Source organism: Cobetia sp. QF-1, assembly GCF_002213105.1.
In the GTDB taxonomy this organism is placed as follows: Bacteria; Pseudomonadota; Gammaproteobacteria; order Pseudomonadales; family Halomonadaceae; genus Cobetia; species Cobetia crustatorum.
The window spans coordinates 1-15,529 of record NZ_NBVS01000008.1 but is presented as its reverse complement, the minus strand read 5'-3'; the positions used below and the strand labels follow the sequence as shown (position 1 = coordinate 15,529).

Annotated in this window: 13 protein-coding genes and 1 pseudogene; all 14 read left to right on the top strand. The window is 56.9% G+C overall.

From position 1 onward, the window contains the following. The first annotated feature begins 133 nt into the window (after window positions 1-133). Window positions 134-733: a DUF3305 domain-containing protein gene (locus tag CFN46_RS13840; protein WP_024953160.1), complete on the top strand. Its 600-nt coding sequence runs from the start codon at window positions 134-136 to the stop codon at window positions 731-733. Beyond that, complete coding sequence (locus tag CFN46_RS13835; RefSeq protein WP_024953161.1) at window positions 730-1,545, top strand: DUF3306 domain-containing protein; 816 nt, start codon at window positions 730-732, stop codon at window positions 1,543-1,545. Before CFN46_RS13840 ends, CFN46_RS13835 begins: the two co-directional genes overlap by 4 nt. Before the next feature lie 418 nt (window positions 1,546-1,963). After that, window positions 1,964-4,003, top strand: a complete 2,040-nt coding sequence (locus CFN46_RS13830) for a 4Fe-4S dicluster domain-containing protein (protein ID WP_024953162.1) — start codon at window positions 1,964-1,966, stop codon at window positions 4,001-4,003. Window positions 4,004-4,043: 40 nt separating this feature from the next. Next, window positions 4,044-4,730, top strand: a complete 687-nt coding sequence (locus CFN46_RS13825; protein WP_246116553.1) for a molecular chaperone — start codon at window positions 4,044-4,046, stop codon at window positions 4,728-4,730. 151 nt (window positions 4,731-4,881) lie between these two features. Next, entirely contained in the window at window positions 4,882-5,112 is a 231-nt protein-coding gene (locus CFN46_RS13820; protein ID WP_024953164.1) for a hypothetical protein, read from the top strand. 238 nt (window positions 5,113-5,350) lie between these two features. Further along, complete coding sequence (locus tag CFN46_RS13815) at window positions 5,351-8,197, top strand: molybdopterin-dependent oxidoreductase (protein ID WP_035160409.1); 2,847 nt, start codon at window positions 5,351-5,353, stop codon at window positions 8,195-8,197. A gap of 165 nt (window positions 8,198-8,362) precedes the next feature. After that, window positions 8,363-9,025 carry a formate dehydrogenase FDH3 subunit beta gene (gene fdh3B / locus CFN46_RS13810; protein WP_024953166.1) on the top strand — a complete coding sequence of 221 codons (663 nt, stop codon included), beginning with the start codon at window positions 8,363-8,365 and terminating at the stop codon, window positions 9,023-9,025. A gap of 9 nt (window positions 9,026-9,034) precedes the next feature. Then, window positions 9,035-10,081 carry a formate dehydrogenase subunit gamma gene (locus tag CFN46_RS13805; RefSeq protein WP_024953167.1) on the top strand — a complete coding sequence of 349 codons (1,047 nt, stop codon included), beginning with the start codon at window positions 9,035-9,037 and terminating at the stop codon, window positions 10,079-10,081. A 251-nt stretch (window positions 10,082-10,332) separates the two neighbouring features. Next, window positions 10,333-10,677 (top strand): DUF1244 domain-containing protein, encoded by a 345-nt coding sequence (locus CFN46_RS13800; RefSeq protein ID WP_051511095.1) that lies wholly within the window; start codon window positions 10,333-10,335, stop codon window positions 10,675-10,677. Between the two features lie 2 nt (window positions 10,678-10,679). Further along, window positions 10,680-11,210: a molybdenum cofactor biosynthesis protein B gene (gene moaB / locus CFN46_RS13795; protein WP_024953169.1), complete on the top strand. Its 531-nt coding sequence runs from the start codon at window positions 10,680-10,682 to the stop codon at window positions 11,208-11,210. Beyond that, a complete protein-coding gene (gene glp / locus CFN46_RS13790; protein ID WP_088743830.1) occupies window positions 11,200-12,495 on the top strand; it encodes a gephyrin-like molybdotransferase Glp in 1,296 nt (431 codons plus the stop codon). The genes moaB and glp overlap by 11 nt, the downstream gene beginning before the upstream one ends. Window positions 12,496-12,743: 248 nt before the next feature. After that, the gene (locus tag CFN46_RS13785) at window positions 12,744-13,538 is read left to right on the top strand and encodes a carbonic anhydrase (protein ID WP_169734545.1); all 795 of its coding nucleotides are present in this window, start codon (window positions 12,744-12,746) and stop codon (window positions 13,536-13,538) included. 541 nt (window positions 13,539-14,079) lie between these two features. Continuing rightward, window positions 14,080-14,229, top strand: a pseudogene (locus CFN46_RS17870) (hypothetical protein); the annotation flags it as partial. Window positions 14,230-14,241: 12 nt separating this feature from the next. After that, on the top strand, window positions 14,242-15,529 hold a 1,288-nt coding region (locus tag CFN46_RS13780; RefSeq protein WP_254918493.1), incomplete at its 3' end, for an Ig-like domain-containing protein.

The window sequence follows — 15,529 nt, the reverse complement described above, 5'->3', positions numbered from 1 at the left end:
GACCGATCACAGCACTGCCAACCACGGCATGTTTCTTGCAGCCAATACAGCAGCCATTCAAGACACACCGCCGCGGCGCCATTGCCTTTGATCTATGGTACTCCGCGTCGGACAGCACTCCATGAGATACGCCATGACTCAAGATTCTGACTCGCTTATGGGCGCGAATTCCGACCCACAGACCTCTCCTCGACCACATGTCATGTCTCGTAGTGATGATACGCGCTGGATAAGCATTTCACTGGCACCCACTACCCAGCGACTTGGCCGCTTCAGCATTGACACCTGGTGCATCGCCGAACTCGCGCCAGCCAACGCGGAACATGCTCATCAACACCAGGATGACAGCCCGTCACCCACGGTCGTGAATCACCGTACGCTAGCACTCCAATTGCACCTTACCGAGCGCACCGATTATCGCTACAACCTGCGCTGTGATCAGCCACGACTATTTGTGCTCTGCGAGGAGCGTGAAGACGATGGTATGCAGCCGCGCGTCGTGACGGCCTGCCAGGAAGTCGCCTCTCAATGGATGGATGGTGATCAACTGGTGCTTGACGCCCCCATGCCACCTGCACTGATGGTCTGGCTAGAAGGCTACCTGGCACGCCGTGGCGAACGCATTGATGAAGGCAAGAAGAAAAAACGCAAGGGAGCAGGACGTGCAAGTCAGTCTGGACAACCCCATCAGAATTCTCCGGATGCTCCCCAGCCAGCGGATGACAAGCAATGACCCACAGGCCTGATGACACTGCTGACAAAGGACAGGAGAGCCTTCTGTCACGCTGGTCACGCCGGAAACAGCATACCGACCAAGCGCGAGAAGATGCTCCCCCATCAGCGCTCAAGACGCTGCCACGTACACCAGCGACTCCAGGCATGAGTGCGAACACGAGTGCAGCGACCGCACTCAGCGATGAGGCATCAGCGAGTCTGACGGATGATCAGCCACACTCTGCTGTCGATCAGACCATCGAGCCACACACGAGTGATCAGCTCGCACAAGACTCCGTTGGGCAAGATATAAGTGAGCACGGGACTGACGAAACGCCCGCGTTCGAGCTACCAGATCCCGAGCTGCTTACACCCGACGCCGATATTAGCGCTTTCATGCAGCCCGGCGTGGATCCTGCGTTACGCCAACGTGCATTGCGGCGTATTTTCATGGGAGGGGAGCATTCTCTACGCGATGGATTGGATGATTACGACCAGGATTTTTCCAAGATGCGCCCACTGGCAGCTGGCGTAGCTGAGACGCTGAGACGCTGGACTCACAAAGTCGAGGAAAGCCTCGAGGCACTGGACGAAGAAGAACTGAAGCCACTTGAGGCAGATACGGAAGAGCAAGACACAGCATTGGAAACGAAACACGAAACACAGCAAGAGCAGCAAGAGCAGCAAGACAAGTCACATAATGAGACCAGCACACCTGACAGTACCGAACCTCAGACTGAGGCCACACACGCTGTTGATTCGGATCATCCCACAACCGCCGCCCACCTCACTTCTAACGACACTTCACGGCCATCCATACTGCCAAGATGACACGCTGCGCACTCGCCATGAGTCAATATGACCCAGCTCACCATCCTGACAGAGCATTCGAGGTCAGCCCTATGGCTCATGAGTCACTATAGCGCGCATCAATGAGGCGCACTGTCTGCAATGCACACGCTATATTTTGCATGACGTGCGTGTCTGACGCGTTTCGTACTCTGCTGAGCTATCGGGTACACCTGACAAACGCCCATGACATCTGCCTGCCTGAACTATCCTTCTGGGGCGTCCTGACCGCCTGATAGCGCAGCGCAAAGCATGTCATTGACCACCCACTGAATGACTGTTGACTGCTGACCGGGCATTTGCCTTGAGAATCTGCGGCGACAGGGTCCTGCGACAGCCTTCTGCCACCTGACGGCAGCGGCGACCGACAGGACCGTATCGACCGAAAAGGATGAGCAAGATGACAGCGAGCTCCTCGCACCCGCAGCCGCGTGATCCAGCAGCGCACGGCACGCCCTTGGCCGTACACGCCAGTACCGGCCTGAGCATTGAAGATACCCAACGCTTGCTGAATCAACAGGCTCGCCAGCGCGCCATGTCTTCCACAACTGGCGCTGCAACCACGAGCAGACACGCCACCAGCTTGCCATTGCTCGCCAGCGATGCCGGTAGTGCCCCGATCCGCTATCGCAGCCAGGGCCGTACGCTTCTCGTCGGAACCGAAGCACGCGTTCGCGCATTGGCCAGCCTGTTTTCGCAGCTACCAACAACGCTTCAATTGCCGTTGGTACTGTTGATCAGTGACCAGGACAACAGCGCGCTAGTCTCGCTCGATGAACAGCATTTCACGACCAGCGAAGCATTGCCGTCGCACAGCGCCACACGTGATCTACTCAGCCTGAAGGGCTATCTGGGACAGTTCACGCTGACCAGCGATGGCGTCAACCTGGCCTCCGCCCTGCTGCCGGCAATCTCTGTCATGCAGCCTGATGGCCAATCCAGCCTTCAGCATGTGGCGCATTTTGATCTGATTGCAGACCTGGCAGCCCAGCCTCTCAATCAAGCAGAGCTTGCACCGCCCGGGTATCTACGCGCGACTGAAGCCGTACTTTCTGAACTTGATCGCCTGGCTAGTGATGCGCAACTCGATGCCATAACGCTGCCAGCATTGACGGAATGGGCTGCTCAATTCAGTGAATTGGTCGGCAGCTTCGACAAGCCAAACTATGTCAGCGTCAATCTGGATGTCTGTGCGCATGCCAGCGCTGGCAGCATAGGCTGTACACGCTGCCTGTCTTCCTGCAGCGCTGATGCAATCTTCTCCGTAGTGGGTCGCCGCAATGCACATATCGAAATTGATCCCTTCCTGTGCCATGGCGCGGCCAGCTGTGTCAGCGCCTGCCCAACTGGCGCCCTGAGCTTCACTCAGCCGCCCTTCGAGCAACGCATGGAACAGATTCAGCGGCTTCTGGAACGCTATCAGGATGCCGGCGGCATTTACCCATTGCTGCGCTATCGTCTTGATACCGATGAGGCTGGTTCAGCGGCTGGCTCAGCGGCCGTTTCAGTTGCCGACCAGGAACGCTGTCTCGACATCACACTTGATGAGATCACCGCAACCAGCCATGACGAATGGCTCGCCGCGCTTGCGTTAGGCGCTTCTCAAATACTCGTCGAACTGCCGAGCACTCTTCCGGCTGGCCAACGCCAGCAGTTAGAGCAGGAACGTCGCCTGACGCTTGCCCTGTTGGATAGCATGCAACTAGCCACTGATCACCATGACACCTCACGTCTGGTCTTCATCTCCTCGTCTGTCGAGGGAGAGTCCGCTGAGGATAGTGCCAACGCACTACCGCTGATAGCGCCGCTGTGTGTAGCACTCGCACCGGGTGCTGATAGTGAAGAGGAACATCAGCTCGGCCTGCCCATTGCACGTGATTGGCTGCTAGGCCGACCTGATGAGCGTCCCGGCAAGCGTGAACGCCTCAATCGTGTGCTCGATCATCTGGCGGGCCTTACCGCGGCTGATCTCGCGGAAGAGTCTGTGGCGGTGCCTGAAGGTGCCCCCTTTGGCAGCCTCGCTATCGATACTGATGGCTGCACCCTGTGCCAAGCCTGTGTCGCGGTCTGCCCAACGACTGCGCTGAGCGCTAACCGCACGTCTCCGGCATTGTCCTTTACCCAAGGTGACTGTGTGCAATGCGGACTCTGTGAGCAGTCCTGCCCAGAGCAGGTCATCACGTTGACACCGGGCTTTGCCCCCCAACCTGATGTACGCCGCGAACCGCAGCTCCTCAAACAGGATGTGCCTTTTCCCTGCATCAGCTGTGGCACGCCCTTCGGCTCAACTGCCACCATCACGGCCATGCAGACAAAACTAGCCTCACATGCCTATTTTCAGGGTGATGGCGCCTTGCGTCTCAAGATGTGCAGTGACTGTCGCGTGAAAGACATCTGGCACGAAATGGCACGTAATCCTGATGCCCAACTCAAGGTCTGAGCCAATGACATTCCCAACGGCCTCTGGAGAGACTCCGCCCATGGCGCCTGACGATGAATCAGTGATGAGCCACAGCGTCGAACAGCAGGCATTGCGCTCTGACCTCTATCGTTTGCTGGCACGCTTGGTACGTGCTGCACCCGACGAGGAGCTCATCGCTTTCCTTGCCACGCTCGAACACGATGCCATGACTCTGCCGGGGGCGGATCAGCAGCAATTGCCGAGAGCCCTGGCATCATTGTCTCTGGCCGCGCGCGTCAGTGAACCGCGTCGATTGGAAGACGAATACTTCCAGGCATTGGTCGGCGTGGTGCAAGGCGAGGTAGTGCCTTATGCCAGCTGGTATCTCACCGGCTCGCTGATGGAGATGCCTCTGGTGGCGCTTCGCCAGGACCTCAAGCTCCTAGGATTTGAGCGTCAAAGCGATGTGCATGAGCCAGAAGATCATCTGGGGGCTCTGTGTGAAGTCATGGCCATGCTGATTGACGAACTACCCTGCGAGCAATCCGGCTTCTTCCGTCGTCATCTGGCGAGCTGGGGTGAGCGCTGCTGTGCTGATCTTGCGCGCCGCGAGAGCCCGTTCTACGCCGCTGTCGGCTATCTCGGCCAGGCCTTCCTCAATGCTGAGCGCTTGAATCTCGGCGAGTCCATCGCCGTCAATGCACAACCGGCAGGTGTGGAGACGAATAACGCAGGCGAATGGCAAGGGATTCGCTTGCCCTCGTGAGTCTAAGCAGCGGCAGCTGAACATCAGCAATGCAGTGAACTGAACATGAAAGCGATCCACAAACGTGTGATCGAAGACAGTACTCAAAGACAGCCACGGTCAAGGCGACGTGAATACGCTACGTATCGCCTTTGCCAAAAGGGAGATCAGCATGAAGACTGATGATGACAAGAAAGACACGCACAACCTCGCTCGTCAGGGACGCCGCAAGTTCCTGCGCGTACTAGGAGCCAGTACCGTCGGTGTTGCTGCAGCAGGATCACTGGCAGGCGCCGTCATCCCCGACCAGGCAACCCCTGAGGCCAAGGCCGCTGACAAGAGTTCCGATCGCTATCGCGAGAGTGACCACGTCAAGGCGTTCTACGCCACGCTGCGTGATTGAGTCATGCCGCAAGGTGTGATCATGCAGTGATAGATAGACAGCGCCGGCAGCTGTGATTACCGCAATACTGCCAGCCTGACACGGGCAGCGCGGAGTTTACTCCGCCCGCCATTGACAGCGATAAGCCGGCACAGGTCGAGCACGATGCTCAGCCTGCAAGACCGCCGCTCCCGACTCTGCCCCCTGACTCGCTCACGCGGCCTGGGCAGTGATTCGGGTGACGAGGAGAGATGATGTCATGCGACTGACCCCCACCCCCTCTGCCACAGAGACCTCGGGACTCGGTATCAACCGCCGCCAGTTCCTGAAACGCAGTGGTGTTGCGACCGGCGGCCTGGCCGCTGCAAGCTTCATGGCTGCTCCGATGATGAAGCGCGCCGAGGCCAAGACCGAGGTGTCCAGCGCCCCCGTCGAGACCAAGCGCACCATCTGCTCCCACTGTTCAGTGGGTTGCGGTGTGTACGCCGAAGTCCAGGAAGGCGTCTGGACCAAGCAGGAACCGGCCTTCGACCACCCGTTCAACCGTGGCGCGCATTGCGCCAAGGGTGCATCGCTGCGTGAGCACGGCCACTCGGACCGTCGCCTCAAATATCCGATGAAGCTTGAGGGCGGCAAGTGGAAGAAGCTGTCCTGGGAACAGGCCATCGAGGAAGTCGGTGACAAGGTGCTTGAGCTGACTGAAGAGCACGGTCCTGACAGCATCTACTGGCTTGGCTCGGCCAAGTTCAGCAATGAACAAGCCTACCTGATGCGCAAGTTTGCGGCCCTGTTCGGCACCAATAACGTCGATCACCAGGCGCGTATCTGCCACTCCACCACGGTGGCAGGTGTTGCCAACACCTGGGGCTACGGCGCGATGACCAACTCGTTCAACGACATGCATAACTGTCGTTCGATCCTGTTCATCGGCTCCAATCCGTCAGAAGCGCATCCGGTTGCCATGCAGCACATCTTGCTGGCCAAGGAGCGCTCCAACGCCGAGATCATCGTCGTTGATCCGCGCTTCACACGTACAGCAGCCAAGGCTACCAAGTTCGTGCGTCTACGTCCGGGGACTGACGTAGCCTACATATGGGGCCTGCTGTGGCACATCTTCGAGAATGGCTGGGAAGATGAAGTCTATATCCAGCAACGCGTCTATGGCATGGATGAAGTGCGTGCCGAAGTCGCCAACTTCCCGCCGGAAGAGGTCGAGCGTATTACAGGGGTCGGCGAAGCCGACATGCTCGACGTGGCGCGCCGCCTGTCCCAGAACCGCCCGGGCTGCGTTGTCTGGTGCATGGGGGGCACTCAACACTCCACGGGTAACAACAATACCCGCGCCTACTGCATCCTGGAACTTGCACTAGGCAACATCGGCAAGTCCGGTGGCGGCGCCAATATCTTCCGCGGCCATGACAATGTTCAGGGCGCGACGGATCTAGGGCTGATGTCCCATTCTCTGCCGGGCTACTACGGCCTCTCGGAAGGCGCCTGGAAGCATTGGTCCAAGGTCTGGAACGTCGATTACAACTGGATTCAGAATCGCTACGACCAAACCGAATACCATGACGGCAAACCGATGCACACCAATGGCATTACGGTGTCTCGTTGGGTCGATGGTGTACTGGAAGATCCTGATCGCATCTCTCAGCGCACTGCGCTGAAGGCAATGTTCTATTGGGGCCATGCCGTTAACTCCCAGACTCGTGGGCCCGAGATGAAGCAGGCAATGGCCAAGCTGGACATGATGGTCGTCGTTGACCCATACCCGACTATCGCCGCTGTCATGCACGACCGAACCGATGGCGTCTATCTGCTGCCAGCTTCCACCCAGTTTGAGACACGCGGAAGTGTTACCAACTCAAGCCGTTCATTGCAGTGGCGTGATCAGGTTATCGAGCCGATGTTCGAGTCCAAGCCTGATCATGAAATCATGTACCTGATGGCGAAAAAACTCGGCTTTGCTGACGAGCTGTTCCGCAACATCAAGGTTGAAGGCAGTGTCCCGCACGTCGAGGACATCACGCGCGAGTTCAATGCTGGCATGTGGACGGTGGGCTATACCGCCCAGAGCCCTGAGCGCATGAAGGCACACCAGCAGAACTGGCACACCTTCGATTTCGAGACGCTCAAGGCACGCGGTGGCCCGGCAGATGGCGACTTCTACGGCATGCCGTGGCCGTGCTGGGGCACGCCGGAGATGGGGCATCCAGGCACCCCGATTCTGTACGACACCTCCAAATCAGTGGCAGAAGGCGGACTTAACTTCCGTGCCCGCTTCGGCGTTGAGCATGACGGCACCAATATTCTGGCCGAAGGTTCCTGGTCCAAGGGGGCAGAGATTGAAGATGGCTATCCGGAGTTCACCGACAAGCTACTCAAGCAGCTTGGCTGGTGGAACGACCTGACTGCAGAAGAAAAGCAGGCAGCAGAAGGCAAGAACTGGAAGACCGATCTTTCCGGCGGTATTCAGCGCGTGTGCATCAAACATGGCTGTGCACCCTTCGGTAATGCCAAGGCGCGCGCACTGGTCTGGACCTTCCCTGATCCAATTCCCAAGCACCGCGAGCCGCTTTACACCGCGCGTCGTGACCTGGTGAAGGACTACCCGACCTGGCCGGATTCAGAATCCATCTATCGCCTGCCGACACTCTATGCCTCCATCCAGAACAAGGATGTCAGCGCCAAGTACCCCATCACGCTGACCTCCGGTCGCCTGGTGGAATATGAAGGTGGTGGTGAAGAAACACGCTCCATCCCGTGGCTGGCCGAGCTTCAGCAGGAGATGTTCGTCGAGATCAACCCGGCGCTGGCCAATGATGAAGGTATCAAGGACGGCGATATGGTGTGGGTCGAAGGCGCCGAAGGTGGCCGCGTAAAGGTTATGGCAATGGTCACGGAGCGCGTCGGACCGGATGTCGTGTTCATGCCCTTCCACTTCGGGGGTGTCTACGAAGGCGAATCGCTTGAGTCGCGCTATCCGGAAGGTACTGTGCCCTACGTGCTAGGTGAGTCGGCCAACACTGCCACGACCTATGGCTATGACCCCGTGACACTGATGCAGGAAACCAAGGTCACGCTGTGTCGTGTCAGTCTCGCCTGATCCTGATCAACAGCCGAGCCTGACCAACGACAGCAGAATGACAGCGTGGCAGATGTGCTTTCAGACGGGCACCTCTCGCAGGAAGTGCATCACCTGAATCAGTTACCAGAATCATCCGGCCTGTTGACCGATAAACCCGGTGACAGGCCGTGAAGGAGAAGCAGCATGGCCCAGATGAAATTTCTCTGTGATGCAGAACGCTGCATCGAATGTAACGGCTGCGTCACGGCCTGCAAGAATGCCAACGAAACAGAATGGGGCATTCAGCGTCGTCGTGTCGTGACCCTGGATGACGGCAAGCCCAGCGAGGTTTCGATCTCGGTGGCATGCATGCACTGCGACGATGCACCGTGTATGGCTGTCTGTCCCACCGAATGTTTCTACAAGACCGATGACGGCATCGTGCTGCACGATAAAGACATCTGCATCGGCTGTGGTTACTGCTTATACGCCTGCCCGTTCGGTGCACCGCAGTTCCCACAACAAGGGGCATTCGGCGAGCGCGGCAAGATGGATAAATGTACCTTCTGCGCAGGTGGCCCGGCAGAAAGCCCAGAAGAAGAGTACGAAAAATACGGTGCCAACCGTATCAGCGAAGGAAAACTACCGCTGTGTGCCGAAATGTGCTCCACCAAGGCACTGCTGGCCGGTGATGCTGAGACAGTTTCGGACATCTTCCGTCAGCGTGTGGTCTACCGCGGTCACGAAGACGGTGCATGGTCACCGGTCGACAAGGCGAGCCATCCAGATACCTCGGCTAACCTGACCACCAGCAGTGTGACTCATCAGGCCGATAGTCTGGCCTATGACGCAGCCCGCAAGGGGTAAGGAGGCGACATGCGCGCGCACTTTACAACGTCACGGTTGCTTGTCGTGATCATGTTCCTAAGCTTGATGGTTGCCAGTCTGTGGCTGGCACCTCATGCCATGGCTGCCGACCCCAGCGCCGAGATCGGTCAGGCGGTCGGCACGGTAGATGCCGACACTTGGCGTCAGGTCAAAGATGGTGATAACTCCATCGATAGTCGTCATGACTCCAACTACAACCTGATCAATCAGAGTGGCGAAACCTGGCGTCAAATCCGTAATCGCTGGATATCACCGGGCGGCCTGATCGCGCTCGGAGGTATGCTTGCGGTACTCGCGATCTTCTATCTGCTCGTGGGCCGTAATGACCTCGACCATCCACGCTCCGGCAAGCTGATGCTTCGCTGGACAGCTCTCGAACGTGCCATGCACTGGACGCTGGCAACACTATTCCTGATCTTGGCAATCACCGGTATCAACCTGCTGTGGGGCAAGTTCGTGTTCCGCAACATTTTCGGGGATGTGTTCTGGGCCAACATGATCATGGCCACGAAACTGGCACATAACTATCTCGGCCCACTGTTCTCGATCATGCTGATTCTGGTGTTGGCCAAGTGGCTGTCACTGAATCTGCCCAAGAAGCACGACTTCGAGTGGTTCCGTCAGGGTGGCGGCATGATCAAGGGCAAGCATCCAGACGCCGGCTTTGCCAATGGTGGCGAAAAGGCATGGTATTGGATTCTAGCCAGTGTCGGTCTCGTGGTGATCGTCAGTGGCTTGGTGATGGATTTTCCGATCTTCGGACAAACGCGTGATGTCATGCAGTGGACGAACGCATTTCATGGGATTGCCTCACTGATCCTGATCGCCGTGTCTTTCGGTCACATCTATATCGGCACTGCAGGTACAGAAGGTGCACTGGAAGGTATGAAAACAGGCTATGTCGATGAGACATGGGCAAAGCAACATCACAATCTGTGGTATGACGAGGTAAAGCAGGCAGAAGCAGCCGATCCTCAGTCAGACCCTGCCACAGCACCGGATGATGCCTTGGCACGACAGCAACGCCCCAATTGAGCCAATGGCCTTACGCCTGTCGCTTTGAGACTCAATTGAATACTCGCCCGGACAGGTTCACCTGCCGGGCGTTTTGTCACCTGTACCCTTGATACCTATACGCTCCCCCACTGGCAACGCAGGTGTCTCACTCCACTAGTTCACAGCTCGTCATTTGTTGCGTAAAGTCAGTGAGATAGCCGCACGATTTCTTGAGGTGCGCCAATATTCATAGCGACAAGCCCCCTCACTTGTCCTGTCAGGAGACACTTATGACTGATCAGAATAGCTCTTCAGTTCAGAAAATCAGTGAACTAGATGAACAGGCACGTACCGAGCTTGAAGCCGCTGCCTTTCGCCGCCTGCTGAAGCACCTTGATGACAACAAGGATGTGCAGAATATCGACCTGATGATTCTTGCCGACTTCTGCCGCAACTGCCTGTCAAAATGGCTGGTAACCGCAGGCGAGGAACGCGGTATTACCTTCGATTACGAGGCCGCTCGTGAGCACGTCTATGGCATGCCCTATTCCGAGTGGAAAACACATCATCAAGGCAAGGCGACTCCAGAGCAGCTGGCCGCACTCGATGCCCGTCAGCAAGCGAAGAAGGATTGAACATGAGCAGCAACGACGCACAGATAGGACTGGCTATCGCGATATTGACCGTCTCCGACACGCGGACGGCAGAGACTGATCGCTCCGGCGACTCGCTCGTCGAACGCCTCACTGCGGCCGGCCACCAGCTGCATGAAAAGCGTATCGTGCCAGATGATATCTACCAGCTGCGCGCAGCCGTCAGTCAGTGGATCGCCGATCCTGACGTTCAAGTCATTCTGACAACGGGCGGCACCGGCTTTACTGGGCGAGACTCCACTCCTGAGGCCATTCGCGTTCTGCTCGATAAAGAAATACAGGGCTTTGGTGAACTCTTCCGGCAATTGTCGTATCAGGAGATCGGCAGTTCGACCATCCAGAGTCGCTGCCTGGGTGGTCTCGCCAATCGCACCGTCGTCTTCTGTCTACCGGGCTCAACCGGCGCATGTCGTACCGCATGGGACGGCATTCTAAAAGAGCAGCTGGACAGTCGACATCGGCCCTGTAACTTCGCCAATCTGGTCATTCCGGAGCGCGGTACTCATGCCCACTGAGCCTCCCTCCACTGAAAACGACTCATGTGGCTGTGACAGCATTCCCGCAAGTGCAGCATCGCTTGCGCCACTGGCCAGTGCCCTCGAAGCGCTGCGCGCGCACTGTATCTTGATGGAAGTCGAGAACATCCCGGTGAGCGAGGCCAGTGGGCGCGTACTGGCTGAAGATGTCCTGGCTCAGCTTGACGTACCACCTGCCGACAACTCTCAGATGGACGGCTATTGTGCTCGCGTCGCGGATATCGGCGATGGCTGCTGGTTACCGATCAGCCAACGAATTGCCGCAGGGTACGCGCCACAACCTCTTGGCCACAAAAGCTGCGGACGGCTATTCACTGGTGCTGAAATTCCAGACGGAGCTGACGTGGTGATCATGCAAGAAGAGGTCACGTTGCGCGACGGCTCCGATGGTACTCCCGAAGCCTGGCTACCCGGTCCACGTGCTCAAGGTGACAATATCCGTGCTCGTGGCCGAGATGTCGTGTTGGGCAACCGCTTGTTGGCCGCTGGCATGCGTCTGGATGCTGCGGCACTTGGCCTATTATGCGGACAAGGGCTCAGTAATGTGACGGTACGCCGTAAGGTACGGGTGGCACTATTCGCGACCGGTGATGAGCTGATAGAACCAGGCCAGCCATTGGCGCGCGGTCAGATCTATAACTCGAATCGCGTCATGCTAAGCCAGATGCTGAACGATTTCGGTGCGGATGTCGTCATTGCGCCTCTCAAGGTGGCTGACACCTTTGAAGCGACTCGTGATGCGTTGGCCTCCGCTGCTGATCAGGTCGACCTGATCGTGACCTGCGGCGGTGTGAGCGTAGGGGAGGAAGACCACGTACGCCCAGCGATTGAGTCACTTGGTAGCATTGATCTATGGCGTTTGGCGATCAAACCGGGCAAGCCGCTTGCGTTGGGGCGCATCGACACGCTTACCGGAAATGCGATACGTGTGGTTGGCTTGCCAGGCAATCCGGTTTCCAGCTGGGTTGGGGCGTGGCTATTTCTGCGTCCACTACTTGGTGAAATGACAGACTGTCATGCACTGCGTGAACTGCCCCGCCTTAATGTACGTGCCGCTTTCTCAGCCAAGACAGCTACTCGACAGGACCACCTGCGTGTGAGGTTGGCTCCAGGCCGTGATGGTCAGCTAGAGGCTCATGCCTTCCCTGACCAGAACTCGGCTGTCTTATCGTCCTGTGCCGGCGCCGAAGCACTGGCCATCATCCCCCCCGAAAGTCGAGTAGCCGCCGGTGATTCCGTCGAGTGCCTATGGCTCACACACTGAGTGCAACACCAAGCCTCCCTGATTGACATTCATCATCACCAGCTCCCGCTCATTCTTTGGGCAGGCGCTGCTGCTTAGTAGTATGGCGCTGGATGGCGACAACCACTGTACCTCTCCAGCGTCGTCTTGACCTCGCTAGTGAGTCCGGCACACTGGATCCCTTTGTACTGCCAGATACGTCACCTCTCCATGTGGGCAGGTTCGCTCTATCTGCACTGCCCAAGAGTCAGTCTCGCAAGGAACCCCTGATGCCAGTTGCCCCATCGTCCGCTCTCATTTCACTCCGCCCACTCGTTGCTGCTGTGCTCATCGCCACTTCTGCGCTTTCTGCCACAGTGCAAGCCAAGAGTAATGAATCCGTGCCTGCGCCGGGCACCTCAGTCACAGAGTGGAGTTATGCCACTGAGGACGAAGGTAACGAAAATGGTCCTGAGCACTGGGGGGAGCTGACGCCGGGATATGCAGAGTGCTCAAACGGCCAGCAACAATCCCCGATCAATATCGATAGTCAGAAACGAACTCTGGATGAAGATGGGCCAAAGCTCGACTATCACTCCCCCCTGCTCGTCACCCGTGATACCGGTCACACGCTGCAGATCGAAGGGGCCAGCGGCAATACCATGACGCTGGAAGGTATCGAGTACACGCTGTCACAAGTCCACCTCCATATACCTTCTGAACATGCCATCGATGGCAAACGCTTTGCGATGGAGATGCACCTTGTTCACTCAACGCCTGAGGGCAAGTTGGCCATTGTCGCTGTCATGGTCAAGCCCGGACACCAGAACCTGGCGCTCAGCCGCCTCCTGAGCCGTCTTCCGCAATCAGGCTTATCAGAAACGCTGACCAGTGGATTGTCGGCTAACCTGCTGCTCCCGCGCGATCACTCAGGCTGGCAGTATTCAGGTTCACTCACCACGCCACCCTGCACCGAGTCCGTCAATTGGTATCTCATGAAAACACCCGTCGAGGCATCGCAATCTCAGATAGATGCCTATCTAGAATGGCAAGGTGGGGAGAATGCTCGACCACTCCAAAGATAAATATTAACTTTCAAAATGTTACGCAGAAAACGCCATCCTTCGGGGTGGCGTTTTTTATGGACCATTCATTAGTTCATCCGGACAAATTTTCCAAGCAACATAACCTCAACGATAATTAACCCATTTCTTCGTTTAAAAATCGTCTTAAGAAAGCATAAGCGTTTCATGTTGAGCAATCATGATGGTCATCAAAATGATTCAGATAAAAAGCAATGTTAATAAGCACATATGTCTATTTTCCATCCAGATTAGTAAAATAGCACTCAAAGTATGATCCAAGTGATTCACGCGAGCGTTGTTACCTTGAGAAAGAAGAGTGTCAACAGATGTCCAACGACAGCACATACACGACGAAAGGATTAGGCGCGACACGCGACAAAGGATCTTAAAAACAAAAGGAAAAGATTAAACGTTACTCAAACTATAAACGTTTAACATCTGGTACTAGAAAATTGATCTACGCCATAATATTGTTGTAACTATTGATTAATAAAGAAAACGACAGGGTGTCGTACTTAATGGGTACTACGGGGGTAGTCCAATGCCAGTCAACGCTAAAGTCGCTACGCATGGGCAGCTTACTGACCAGAATACAATTCTTCGACAGGTTGATAACATCCAACTAAACCAGGTATCTGATGTCAGCTTGGACCTCAAACCTCGTGATATAGAGACAATGACTCGCCAAGGTAACGACCTTCTCGTGACACTAGAAAATGGCGACCTTGTCTCAATAGAAAACTTTTACGCTGATCCAAATGAATTGAGTCACCTCTATCTACAAGGTGATGAATTTGCAGGCGATATTTTTCAAGTTGGCTTAGCGGATACCGCAGCAGGCACTGTCCCCTATACCACGGCACCTGTCCTCACGACGGCTGAATCTGCTCTTGGAGCAGCGGCTACCGGCGCAAGCCCAGCCACGGGCGGCGAGCTAGGCACTGCAGGCTCTGGAGTAGCAGGCTCTGGACTAGGTGTTGCTGGCGTGGTCGCTGGGGGCCTAGCAATAGCGGGAGGCGTTGCAGTAGCAGCAAACTCTGGCTCAGGGTCATCTTCTAACACTAATTCTGACACCTCCTCCCCGGATGCCCCGACAATCACCAGCGTCAGCGATGATGCCGGTGAGGTCACTGAGGAGCTGAGCAGCGGCGACAGCACCGACGACACCACCCCGACCATCTCCGGCACTGCCGAAGCCGGTAGCAGCGTCGGCCTCTATGATGGCGATACTCTACTCGAGACGGTCCAGGCCGATGCTGATGGCAACTGGAGCGTCGAGCTCAGTGAGCCACTGGCTGAAGGCGAGCATAGTCTGTCAGCCATCGCCACGGATGCCGCGGACAATGCCAGCGCACCTTCCAATATCATGGCACTGACGGTTGATACCCAGGCCCCTGAAGCACCGGTACTCGAGGATACAGACGGGACGACGCTCACCGGGACCGGTGAGCCAGGCTCAACCATTACCGTCACCAATGCTGAGGGTGAGGCGCTGGGCGAAACGACGATCGATGACGATGGCAACTTCACTCTCGAGCTGTCTCCTGAGCAAGAAGACGGGACTGAGCTGACCGCCACCGCCACCGATGCCGCCGGCAACGAAAGCGCGCCCTCCGCTGCCATCACGGTACCGGTCGATGCTGATATCACCGCACCGGATGCCCCGATCATCACCAGCATCAGCGATGATATGGAGGCCGTCACTGGTACCCTCACCTCTGGCGACAGCACCAATGACAGCCTGCCAACACTGACCGGCAATGCCGAAATCGGCAGCACCGTCACGGTCATGATCTACGGCCAGGCGATTGGCACGGCGATGGCTGACGCTAATGGCGCCTGGACCTTTACCCCCGAGACTGAGCTAGCCGACGGCGAGCATGTCTTCACGGTCACCGCGACCGACGCCGCCGGCAATATAAGCGTCCCGTCAGCCGAATTTGCGCTGATCGTCGATACCGCCGCCCCGGAGGCGCCGTTGCTCGACGAGA

Coding starts and splice junctions, on each gene's coding strand:
- CFN46_RS13840 (WP_024953160.1), top strand. CDS start 134: ATGACTCAAGATTCTGACTCGCTTATGGGCGCGAATTCCGACCCACAG.
- CFN46_RS13835 (WP_024953161.1), top strand. CDS start 730: ATGACCCACAGGCCTGATGACACTGCTGACAAAGGACAGGAGAGCCTT.
- CFN46_RS13830 (WP_024953162.1), top strand. CDS start 1,964: ATGACAGCGAGCTCCTCGCACCCGCAGCCGCGTGATCCAGCAGCGCAC.
- CFN46_RS13825 (WP_246116553.1), top strand. CDS start 4,044: ATGGCGCCTGACGATGAATCAGTGATGAGCCACAGCGTCGAACAGCAG.
- CFN46_RS13820 (WP_024953164.1), top strand. CDS start 4,882: ATGAAGACTGATGATGACAAGAAAGACACGCACAACCTCGCTCGTCAG.
- CFN46_RS13815 (WP_035160409.1), top strand. CDS start 5,351: ATGCGACTGACCCCCACCCCCTCTGCCACAGAGACCTCGGGACTCGGT.
- fdh3B (WP_024953166.1), top strand. CDS start 8,363: ATGGCCCAGATGAAATTTCTCTGTGATGCAGAACGCTGCATCGAATGT.
- CFN46_RS13805 (WP_024953167.1), top strand. CDS start 9,035: ATGCGCGCGCACTTTACAACGTCACGGTTGCTTGTCGTGATCATGTTC.
- CFN46_RS13800 (WP_051511095.1), top strand. CDS start 10,333: ATGACTGATCAGAATAGCTCTTCAGTTCAGAAAATCAGTGAACTAGAT.
- moaB (WP_024953169.1), top strand. CDS start 10,680: ATGAGCAGCAACGACGCACAGATAGGACTGGCTATCGCGATATTGACC.
- glp (WP_088743830.1), top strand. CDS start 11,200: ATGCCCACTGAGCCTCCCTCCACTGAAAACGACTCATGTGGCTGTGAC.
- CFN46_RS13785 (WP_169734545.1), top strand. CDS start 12,744: ATGCCAGTTGCCCCATCGTCCGCTCTCATTTCACTCCGCCCACTCGTT.